The following is a 10,439-nucleotide window of genomic DNA, read 5'->3' on the forward strand; positions in this document are numbered from 1 at the left end:
GTGATGACAACACCCGTGCCCGCGCCGCCCACCACCAGGGAGCCCGACCCATGGCAGACCTCACCCGCCGGTCCTTTCACGGCCTCGCCCTCCTCCCCGTCGGGGCCGCCGTGCTGGGGGCCGCGCCTGCCCCCGACGCGGCGGACCGGCCCGCGGCCGCGACGGGGGAGACCCACGCCGCCGACTTCCGTTCGGGGCTCCAGGACCTCCTGGACCTGCACGGCGTGCCCACCGACGCGTACCCGCACGCCCTCAACCTGTTCTGCGACCTCGGCGCCTGGCACGCCTACGGTGTTCCCGGCCCCGGTGACACCGCCCAACTGGGCGGCTTCAGCGGCCCCCTGTACCTCGCCGAGGAGTTCCCCTGGTACCTCAGCCGGGCGATCAGCGTCTTCGCGCTGACCGACGAGGCGACCGGGGCGGAGGTCGACCTCTCCCAGGACCCGGCGCCCCGACTGCACAGCGCCCCGGGCATCCTGACCCAGGAGTTCCGGGTAGACGGCCTGCGGATCGCGCTGGACCTGCGGTACGCCTCGAACCGGACCGCACTGGTCCGGGCGACGGTCCGCAACGAGGGCGCCCGCCCCCGCGTCCTGCGTGCCCACTGGAGCGGCGAACTGCTGCGCCACACCACCGAGCCGATCCGCAGCGCGCCCTCGCTCGTCCCCACCCCCACCGGGGTCGCGGTGGCTTTCCAAGAGGTGCGGCTCCAGCGGGACTACCTCACCACGAGCAGGACGCGCTTCGAGACCGTCCACTCAACCCCCCTGGACACCGCCGTGACCGGCGACGCCTACCGCGCGACCGCCCGCCGCCCGATCGGACTGGCGCCCGGGGCGAAGGCGCGGTTCGCCTGGACCGAGAGCTACACGTTCACGGACGCCGAGGCGGCCGCCGCCCGGAAGGAGGTCCGCGAGGCGCTCGCGCACCCCGGACGCGTTGCCGACCGGGGCGACCGGCGCTGGGAGGGCTATCTGCGGCGGGCGCTGGACGGCGTCCTCCCCCACCGCCGCCGGGCGGGCGCCAAAGCCGTCCAGACCATCGTCAGCAACTGGCGCAGCCCGGCCGGCCGCCTGCTGTCCGACGGCATCACCGGCGGCATCACCGCCGGCACCTACGCCACCGGACTCTGGGCCTGGGACGCCTGGAAGCAGGCCGTCACGGTCGCCCTGTTCGACCCTCGACTGGCCGCGTCGAGCGTGGAATCGGTGTTCGACAACCAGGTCACCGCCGCCCACCCGACCCGGCCCTGGGACGCGGGGATGGTCCCCGACGTCGTCTTCTACGACGACCCCGCCGCGGGCGGAAAGCTGTGGAACGAGCGCAACTCCAAGCCCCCGCTGGCCTCCTGGGCCAGTTGGCGCGTGTACGAGCGCGGCGCGGACCTCAGCTTCCTGCGCCGCATGTACCCGAAGCTGCTGGCCCACCACGACTGGTGGTACCGCAACCGCGACCACGACCGGGACGGCCTGGCCGAGTACGGATCGACCCTGGACCCGGCCAACGACTCCTTCGTGGAGCGGAAGGGCCCGGCCTGCTGGGAGAGCGGGATGGACAACGCGCCCCGCTTCGACGACGCCGGCCTCGTCCCGAACAGCGACCCTGAGGGGACACCGGTCGGCTACAGCCTGACCCAGGCGTCCGTGGACCTCAACTCCTACCTGTACGCGGAGAAGCGGGCCCTGGCCCACATCTCCCGGGCCCTCGGCCGACCGGAGGCAGCCGCGGCCTTCGACCGGGACGCGGACCGGCTGCGCGACACCGTGCGGGTTCGCATGTACGACCCGGGAACCGGCTGGTTCTACGACCTCGGCGACGACGGCCGCCTGGTCATCCCGGCCGGCAAGGGCATCGAGGGCGCGATCCCGCTGTGGACCGGCCTGGCGACGGCGGAACAGGCGGCCGCGGTACGCGCGGCGCTGGTCGACCCCGCGCAGTTCGCGACCCCGCTGCCGCTGCCCTCCGTTTCACGGCAGAACCCCGACTTCGACCCGACCGCCGCGGGCTACTGGCGCGGCCCGGTGTGGATGGACCAGTTCCTCTTCACCGTCAGCGGCCTGCACGCCTACGGCTACCACCGGGACGCGGAGAAGCTCACCGAGGCCGGCCTGCGGCACGCCCAAGGCATGCTCGGTGACGCCCCGCTCCGGGAGAACTACGACCCGCTGACCGGAGCCGGCCTGAACACCACCAACTTCACCTGGTCGGCGACCGCCTTGCTGGAACTCCTGCGCGGCGGCATCACCCGCAACACCTGAATCGTGGGGCCCCGGCCGCACACGGCACCCCGTGCGGCCGGAGGCCGGGAGGCCCTGTCCGGGCGACACCCGGACGAGAGCCCGCCGTGCTGACCGTGCGCGGGCGTAGCCGCGGACGGCCGCCGTCGCCGCACCCGGCCCGGCGAGGCGCACGCTGCCGCCGACGGGCAGACAGACCATTACCGTGCCGTCCGTGGGGACGCGCATCGCGAGGGCCGACCGGCCCTCCTCGGCGCGCGGGCCGGCGACCGGGCCAGGTGGGGGACGTACGTCGTTCGTCGTCATCTCTCCCCCGCCTCCGAGCCCACCGCGGCCGGTTCGAGGAGGTGGTGGCGATGCGCTCAGGCCGTGCCGGCGGTGCCCCCGTAGCCGTGCAGGAACGCGTCGACCGCGCGGGTGACGCAGGCGCGGACCTGGGCCGGGCTCGGGGCGGGGCCGGCGTAGGGGCTGATGGTGATCTCGGAGTTGACCAGGGCGACGAAGTGGAGGGTGGCGCGGGCGGGGCTGGAGACGTGCAGGAGACCGGCGTCGGAGAGCTGGGAGATGCGCCGGGAGACCTCGTGCTGGACGCGGAGGGGGCCCGCCTGCTGCCAGGTGTCGATCAGGGCGGGCGAGAAGTGCTGTACCTCGGCCTTGATCTGCCGGATCATCGCGAAGTGGTCGGGAAACCGGGTGCGCTGGCCGATCAGGGCGCGGCCTAGGGCGATGAGGTCGGCGCGGGCGTCGAGGCCGGAGAGCTGTTCGGCCACCGTCGCGATGAAGGCGTCCGCGACCTGGCTGGCGCTGTCGTGGACGACGTCCGAGAAGAGGTGGTCCTTGCCCTGGAAGTGGTTGTAGATCGTGCGGGTGGACACCCCGGCCTCGGCGGCGATGGCCTCGATGCTGGTGCGGCTGTACCCCTCGCGGCCGAAGACGGTACGCGCGCCCTGGGTGATGGCCCGGCGTTTCGCGGCTCTGCCACCGGGTCGCCCCGGGCGTGGCGGCACGTCCGGGGCGGCGGGGGCCGCAGGTGTGGTGTTCAGGTGAGCCTCCAAAATCGGACGGCCTTTCGGCCGAATTGCCATACATGTTGCATATTACTTTCTGGCCGGTCGGGCTGTCCGTCGCTCGGGCTCTCCGGTTAGGGGTGGCATCTCCAGGACGGTCTCGCCCCGGCCGTGTCCGCCCTCCACGGCCCGGACCGCCTCGGCGGCCCGCTCGAAGGGGATCACGCGCGTCACCTTCGGGTCCAGAGCGCCGGTGCGGACCAGTTCCACGACCGCGCCCAGGATCGCGGGGTCGCGCACCGGCCCCACCGGTGCGCCGCCGAGTGCGGCGACGGCGTAGGCCAGGGGCATGCGACACCTCGACGTCTCTGTGCGGTTGGGGTCACTAATTGCCATGCAGATTGCATTTTACCTAAGGCTGCCGCTAGGCTTCTTCCCGGCGTCGGCGGGAGCCCTGTCTTCCGCCGGCGGTTCCGACGTGGGCACAAGGAGCGCAACGTATGGGCAGTACGGTCGCGATCGTCGGCGGCGGATACGGAGGGGCCGCGCTGGCCCGTGACCTGGACCCGGACTTCAATGTCGTCCTGATCGACCCCAAGGACGCCTTCGTCCACGCGGTGGCGGCCCTGCGCGGGCTGGTCGACGAGGAGTGGGCCCGGCGGATCTACTTCGGCTACGACGGGCTGCTCACCCGGGGCCGGCATGTGCGCGACCGCGCCGTGGCGGTGGACGCGTCAGGTGTCACCACGGCCGACGGCACGCGCGTGGACGCGGACTACGTCGTCCTCGCCACCGGTTCGTCGTACCCCTACCCGGCGAAGCCGGACACCGAGGACAGCGCCGACTCCGTGCTGCGACACGCGGAAACGCGGGCCGAACTCGCCGCCTCCTCCCGGGTGTTGCTGCTCGGGGCCGGTCCCGTCGGGCTGGAGCTGGCCGGGGAGATCACCGAGCGGTGGCCGCGGACGGAGGTGATCGTGGTCGACCCCGCCGAGGACGTGCTGGGCGGGCGCTATCTGCCCGAGCTGCGCGACGCGCTGCGTGAGCAACTGGCCCAGCGGGGAGTGCGGCTGGAGCTGGGCAGCGGGCTGACCGCACCGCCGTCGGCGCCCCTGGGGGTGCGCGAGCCGTTCTCGGTCACCACCGAGGCGGGCCTACGGATCGACGCGGACCTGTGGTTCCGCTGCTACGGCATGACGCCGCTCAGCGACATGCTGGCCGGTGAACTCGTCACCGCCCGGGGGCCGGACGGGCATGTGGCGGTCGACGAGCACCTGCGGGTGGCGGGCACGCCGAACGTGTTCGCCATCGGTGACGTCACGGCCGTGCCCGAGCCGAAGCGGTCCAAGGCGGCTACCGAACACGCCGTCACGGTCGCGGCCAACATCAGGGCGCTGGCCGCCGGGGGCACGGTGGAGCAGACCTACCGGCCGGGGCCGGACGCGGTGCTCGTGCCGCTGGGTTCGACCGGCGGCGCCTCGCAGGTACCGGGCCCCGACGGTCCGGTCGTGCTGGGCGCCGCGGAGACCTCCGGCTACAAGGGCGCCGACCTGATGCTCGGGCGGTTCGGCGAGCTGTTCGGCGCCCCCGCCTGACCTTTCCGGGCACCCGACCCCATGAGTCCCTTCCGTACGGAGGCCGGTTACGTCCGTTGTCATTTCCCACTGCCCCCACGGTTCCACCGGTCGCCGGCACAGTCGTGGTCCAGTGCCGCACAGCCGCGTCGGACGCGACCCACCGGCACGACGGAGCCTCAGGACAAGCGTCAGCATCCTGTGGAACGTGCGGACACGGCTTTCCGCTGTCGCCAAGCCTGCCTGTAGCCGCAGGTCAGGCGGCCCCGAAGAGTAACGCAACCATTCACCGGTTGAACGCGCGAAACAGGTCGAGCAGCAGGCGAGCGCCGATGACCCCCAGGTAGGCGGCTCTACTTCGCCGGTTCCAAGATCGCCACACACTCCACATGATGCGTCATCGGAAACAGATCGAACGCCCGCAGCGTCCGCACCCGGTAGCCGTTGTCGCGGAAGTAGCCCAGGTCGCGGGCGAGTGCGGCGGGGTCGCAGGCCACGTAGGCGATGCGGCGGGCGCCCAGGGTGGAGAGGTGCTGGACCGTGGAGCGGCCGGCGCCCGCGCGGGGCGGGTCGAGGACGATGAGGTCGGCCTCGGTGATGCCGGTGCGGGGCAGGACGGAGTCCACCTTGCCCTGCTCGATCCGCACCCGGGGGAAGTCCGCGAGGTTGTGCCGCGCGTCCTCCACCGCCCGCTTGCCGGACTCGATGCCCAGTACCGCGCCCTTCTCGCCCAGGCGGTCCGCGAGGGCGCCGGCGAAGAGGCCCACGCCGCAGTAGAGGTCGAGGGCCATCTCGCCCTTGCGCGGGAGGAGGCCCTGCATGACCGCCCTGACCAGGGTGTCGGCGGCCCTCGGGTGGACCTGCCAGAAGCCGCCGCTGCCGACGCGGTACGTGTGGTCGTCGGCCCGCTCGCGCACGAACGCGCGGCCGTGGACACGGTGGACGCCGCCGTCCTTCTCGTCGACGCGCATCACGGACACCGGCCGGTCCAGCTCGACGAGCGGCAGCCGGGCGCCGGGGCGGGGCTCCAGGATGACCATGCGGTCCTGCGAGCCCGTCGCGGCGATCGCGTCGACGGAGGCCATGCCCGACCAGTCCCGGTCCTCGATGCCGAGTTCGCTGACACCGGGCGCCGCGATCATGCAGTGGTCGATCGGCTCGACCTCGTGCGAGCGGTGGCGGCGCAGGCCGGCGTTGCCGTCCGCGTCGACCGCGTACTGCACGCGCGTGCGCCACTGGGGCACCTGGCCCGCCGGCAGCTTGTCGCCCTCGGCCGGCATGACGGTGCCGTCCCAGCCCGCCTCCTCCGGGGTGAGGCCCGCGAGCCGCTGGAGCTGCTCCGCGATGACCTCGCCCTTCAGCCGCCGCTGCGCACCCGGCTTGGCGTGCTGCCAGTCGCAGCCGCCGCAGCGGCCGGGGCCCGCGTAGGGACACGGCGCCTCGACGCGGTCCTTGGAGGCGTCCAGGATCTCCACCGCGTCGGCCCGCAGGAAGCGCGCGCCCTCCTCGCCCTCGGTCACCCGGGCCACGACCCGCTCGCCCGGCAGCGTGTGCCGGACGAACAGCACCTGGCCCTCGGCGGTCCGGGCGATGCAGTGGCCGCCGTGGGCGACGGGGCCGATCTCGACCTCGTACTCCTCGCCCACCAGCGACTTCTTCGGTTCTGCCTGCATGGTGGGGTGACTCCAAGATCGGGGGGACGCGGGCGGACACCGGCCCGCGCGGACAACAGCCGTCCAGTCTACGGGGTCCCGCGGCCCCCCTCCGTCACTCCTTTGCGCCCGCCCCGTCCCTGGGCCGCTCGGCGGGCCCCCGCCGCACCGCGCCCGGAGCGCTCCACTCCTGCCGCCTGCGCGCCCGGTCCCGGGCCACCTGGGAGGACTCCAGCTGGTAGGGCACCGAGGTCACCATCACGCCGGGCGTGAAGAGCAGCCGGCCCTTGAGCCGCAGCGCGCTCTGGTTGTGCAGCAGATGCTCGTACCAGTGACCGACCACGTACTCCGGGATGATCACCGACACCGCGTCGCGCGGGGACTCCTTGCGGAGGTTCTTGACGTACTCGATGATCGGCCGCGTGATCTCGCGGTACGGCGAGTCCAGCACCTTCAGCGGTACCTCGATGCCGCGCCGCTCCCACTCCGCCCGCAGCGCCTTGGTCTCCGCCGCGTCGACGCTGACGGTGAGCGCCTCCAGGGTGTCGGAGCGCATCAGCTTGGCGTAGGCCAGGGCCCGCAGGGTGGGACGGTGGATCTTGGAGACCAGGACCACGGAGTGCACGCGGGAGGGGCGCACGCTGTCGTCGGTGGGGCCGTCCACGGCGGAGATCTCATCGGCGACCCGGTCGTAGTGCTTACGGATCGCGGTCATCGTCGCGTAGAAGATGCACATGCCCAGCAGGGCGACCCAGGCGCCGTGGGTGAACTTGGTGACCAGCACGACCACCAGCACCAGGCCGGTGAAGAAGGCGCCGAAGGTGTTGATCGCGCGGGAACGGACCATGTGGCGGCGCTTGGCCGGGTCCTTCTCGACGGCCAGGTGCCGGTTCCAGTGCCGGACCATGCCGGTCTGGCTGAGGGTGAAGGACACGAACACGCCGACGATGTACAGCTGGATCAGCCGCGTGGAGTCGGCCCCGTAGATGACCACCAGCAGCGCCGCGGTGCCGGAGAGCAGCACGATGCCGTTGGAGAAGGCCAGCCGGTCGCCCCGGGTGTGCAACTGGCGGGGCAGATAGCGGTCCTGCGCGAGGATCGAGCCGAGCAGCGGGAAGCCGTTGTACGCCGTGTTCGCCGCGAGGAAGAGGACCAGGGCCGTCGCCGCCGCGAGGACGACGAACAGGAAGCTGCCCTTGCCGAACACCGCCTCGGCGACCTGGGAGATCACCGGGTTCTGGACGTAGCCGGAGCCGATGGGCACGCCGTGGCGCAGCAGGTCGGTCGCCGGGAACTCGGCCATGCGGACCTTGGTGGTCATGGCGAGCGCGATGATGCCGCAGAACATGGTCACCGCGAGGAGGCCCATCATGGCGAGCGTGGTGGCCGCGTTCTTGGACTTGGGCTTGCGGAAGGCGGGGACGCCGTTGGAGATGGCCTCCACGCCGGTGAGCGCGGCACAGCCGGAGGAGAACGCCCGCAGCAGCAGGAAGACCAGCGCGAAGCCCGCGAGGCCCTGGTGCTCCGCCCGGATGTGGAGGTCGGCCGTCGGCGCGCGCATGGTGTCCCCGAGGACCAGTCCCCGGAACGCGCCCCACGCGATCATGATGAAGACGCCGCCGACGAAGACATAGGTCGGGATGGCGAAGAGCTTGCCCGACTCCTTCACCCCGCGCAGGTTCATCACCGTCAGCAGGATGATCACGGCGGAGGCGCACAGCACCTTGTGCTCGACCACGAAGGGGACCGCCGAGCCGAGGTTCTCGATGCCGGAGGCGATCGACACGGCCACGGTCAGCACGTAGTCGACCAGCAGGGCGCTGGCGACGGTCAGTCCGGCTCTGGGGCCGAGGTTGGTGGTCGCCACCTCGTAGTCGCCGCCGCCGCTGGGATAGGCGTGCACGTTCTGCCGGTAGGAGGCGACCACCGTGAACATCAGCACGACGACCGCGACGGCGATCCAGGGGCTGAAGTGGTAGGCCGAGACACCCGCGATGGACAGGACCAGCAGAACCTCCCCCGGCGCGTAGGCGACGGAGGACAGCGGGTCGGAGGCGAAGACGGGGAGGGCGATGCGCTTCTGGAGAAGCGTCTCGCCCAGCCGATCACTGCGCAGTGCGCGCCCGATCAGAATCCGTTTGGGCACGTCGGTCAGTTTGGACACGAGAGAGGATCGTAAGGGTTCGAACAGGAACCCGCCCACCCGGTGGCCACGTTCTGCCTCACGAGTGAAATCGAGGGCCCCCGGAAGTGGGGTGTGCCGGGTGTGCGCGCCTGCGTGCCTAGATGTCAGCCCTGGGCCGTCATCGCACTTCGGAGGTCCCATGTCCGCCGCCCCCGAGCTGCTCGGAGCCGTACTCGCCCTGGCCGGCCTCGCCGTCCTCACCTGCCGCAGCGTGCGCAGCATCACTCGGCGCGCGGCTCCGGGGGTGACCGCGGTCACGGAACAGCACAGATGAACGCCGTCACGACAGGTTGACGCCGGGTAGTGCGCGCACGCGTGTGCAGCTTTGGGCCTCGGTCTGAGACCCTGATGCCGAGCAGCAACTTTTGGACACCGGAAGGACGGTCGTGCACATCGTCATCATGGGCTGCGGCAGAGTGGGTTCCGCTCTCGCCCAGACCCTGGAGCAACAGGGCCACACGGTCGCGGTGATCGACCGGGACCCCACCGCCTTCCGTCGGCTGGGGCCGGGATTCGGCGGCCGCCGGGTCACCGGTGTCGGCTTCGACCAGGACACTCTGCGCGAGGCAGGCATCGAGGAGGCGGGCGCCTTCGCCGCGGTCTCCAGCGGTGACAACTCCAACATCATCTCCGCCCGGGTGGCCCGCGAGATGTTCGGCGTGGAGAACGTGGCCGCCCGGATCTACGACCCGCGCCGTGCCGAGGTGTACCAGCGCCTGGGCATCCCGACCGTCGCCACGGTCCGCTGGACCGCCGACCAGATGCTGCGCCGGCTGCTGCCCTCGGGCGCCGAGCCGCTGTGGCGCGATCCCACCGGCGGGGTGCAGCTCGCCGAGGTGCACGCCTCCGCGAAGTGGGTCGGCCACAAGATCAGCAAGCTCCAGGAGGAGACGGGCGTCCGCGTGGCGTTCCTGACCCGGCTGGGCGAGGCCGTGCTGCCCACGTCGCAGACGGTCCTCCAGGAAGGCGACCTGGTGCACGTGATGATGCGGACGGACGAGGTCGAGAAGGTCGAGGCGGCGTTCGCCGAGGGCCCCGAAGAGGAGGGCGGTCACTGATGAGGGTCGCCATTGCCGGAGCCGGGGCGGTCGGCCGCTCGATCGCTGCGGAACTGCTGGAGAACGGCCACGAGATCCTGCTGATCGACAAGGCGCCGACCGCCATCTCGGTGGAGCGGGTGCCGCAGGCGGAGTGGCTGCTGGCCGACGCCTGTGAGATCACGGCCCTGGACGAGGCCGCGCTCCAGCGCTGCAACGTCGTGATCGCCGCGACCGGCGACGACAAGGTCAACCTGGTCGTCTCGCTGCTCGCCAAGACGGAGTACGGCGTCCCGCGCGTCGTCGCCCGGGTGAACAACCCCAAGAACGAGTGGCTCTTCAACGAGTCCTGGGGCGTGGACGTGGCCGTCTCCACCCCTCGTCTGATGTCCGCCCTGGTCGAGGAGGCGGTGAGCGTCGGCGATCTGGTCCGGCTGCTGCGCTTCAGCCACGGCGACGCCAACCTGGTGGAGCTGACCCTGCCCGAGGAGTCGGCGCTGGCCGGCACCCAGGTCGGGGACGTGGAGTGGCCCCAGGACACCAGCCTGGTCACCATCATCCGGGGCACCCGCGTGCTGACGCCGTCCAAGGAGGACTCCCTGGAGGCGGGCGACGAACTCCTCTTCGTGGCCGCGCAGGCCCGCGAGGAGCAGCTGGAGGACCTGCTGTCGGTGCGCCGCGACACCGCCTGAGCCCGGACACACGAGGAGAGCGCCCGCGGATGTCCGCGGGCGCTCTCCTCGTGCG

Annotated in this window: 9 protein-coding genes; 5 read left to right on the forward strand and 4 right to left on the reverse strand. The window is 71.9% G+C overall.

The window, feature by feature from the left end; translation table 11 throughout:
• Positions 1-50: 50 nt before the first annotated feature.
• Complete coding sequence (locus ACFWN1_RS28425; protein ID WP_384367935.1) at positions 51-2,258, forward strand: trehalase family glycosidase; 2,208 nt, start codon at positions 51-53, stop codon at positions 2,256-2,258.
• A gap of 341 nt (positions 2,259-2,599) precedes the next feature.
• Here the strand turns inward: ACFWN1_RS28425 and ACFWN1_RS28430 are convergent, their stop codons facing one another.
• Complete coding sequence (locus tag ACFWN1_RS28430) at positions 2,600-3,322, reverse strand: TetR/AcrR family transcriptional regulator (RefSeq protein ID WP_384367938.1); 723 nt, start codon at positions 3,320-3,322, stop codon at positions 2,600-2,602.
• A 12-nt stretch (positions 3,323-3,334) separates the two neighbouring features.
• Positions 3,335-3,595 (reverse strand): zinc-binding dehydrogenase, encoded by a 261-nt coding sequence (locus ACFWN1_RS28435; protein WP_384367941.1) that lies wholly within the window; start codon positions 3,593-3,595, stop codon positions 3,335-3,337.
• Between the two features lie 149 nt (positions 3,596-3,744).
• Between ACFWN1_RS28435 and ACFWN1_RS28440 the strand changes: the two genes are divergently transcribed.
• Positions 3,745-4,839 (forward strand): NAD(P)/FAD-dependent oxidoreductase, encoded by a 1,095-nt coding sequence (locus ACFWN1_RS28440; protein ID WP_384367944.1) that lies wholly within the window; start codon positions 3,745-3,747, stop codon positions 4,837-4,839.
• A 332-nt stretch (positions 4,840-5,171) separates the two neighbouring features.
• Here the strand turns inward: ACFWN1_RS28440 and ACFWN1_RS28445 are convergent, their stop codons facing one another.
• Together ACFWN1_RS28445 and ACFWN1_RS28450 are read right to left on the reverse strand one after the other, a co-directional pair.
• Positions 5,172-6,491: a class I SAM-dependent RNA methyltransferase gene (locus ACFWN1_RS28445; protein WP_384367947.1), complete on the reverse strand. Its 1,320-nt coding sequence runs from the start codon at positions 6,489-6,491 to the stop codon at positions 5,172-5,174.
• Positions 6,492-6,585: 94 nt separating this feature from the next.
• Positions 6,586-8,634: an APC family permease gene (locus ACFWN1_RS28450; protein WP_384367950.1), complete on the reverse strand. Its 2,049-nt coding sequence runs from the start codon at positions 8,632-8,634 to the stop codon at positions 6,586-6,588.
• A gap of 160 nt (positions 8,635-8,794) precedes the next feature.
• On the opposite strand from ACFWN1_RS28450, the gene ACFWN1_RS28455 reads away from it, so the two are divergent.
• From ACFWN1_RS28455 to ACFWN1_RS28465, 3 genes are all read left to right on the forward strand, one after another.
• Positions 8,795-8,929 carry a hypothetical protein gene (locus ACFWN1_RS28455; protein WP_384367953.1) on the forward strand — a complete coding sequence of 45 codons (135 nt, stop codon included), beginning with the start codon at positions 8,795-8,797 and terminating at the stop codon, positions 8,927-8,929.
• 112 nt (positions 8,930-9,041) lie between these two features.
• Complete coding sequence (locus ACFWN1_RS28460; protein ID WP_217464924.1) at positions 9,042-9,713, forward strand: TrkA family potassium uptake protein; 672 nt, start codon at positions 9,042-9,044, stop codon at positions 9,711-9,713.
• Complete coding sequence (locus ACFWN1_RS28465; RefSeq protein ID WP_384367956.1) at positions 9,713-10,384, forward strand: potassium channel family protein; 672 nt, start codon at positions 9,713-9,715, stop codon at positions 10,382-10,384. The genes ACFWN1_RS28460 and ACFWN1_RS28465 overlap by 1 nt, the downstream gene beginning before the upstream one ends.
• Positions 10,385-10,439 lie beyond the last annotated feature (55 nt).

It is taken from the genome of Streptomyces sp. NPDC058459 (assembly GCF_042721685.1).
In the GTDB taxonomy this organism is placed as follows: Bacteria; Actinomycetota; Actinomycetes; order Streptomycetales; family Streptomycetaceae; genus Streptomyces.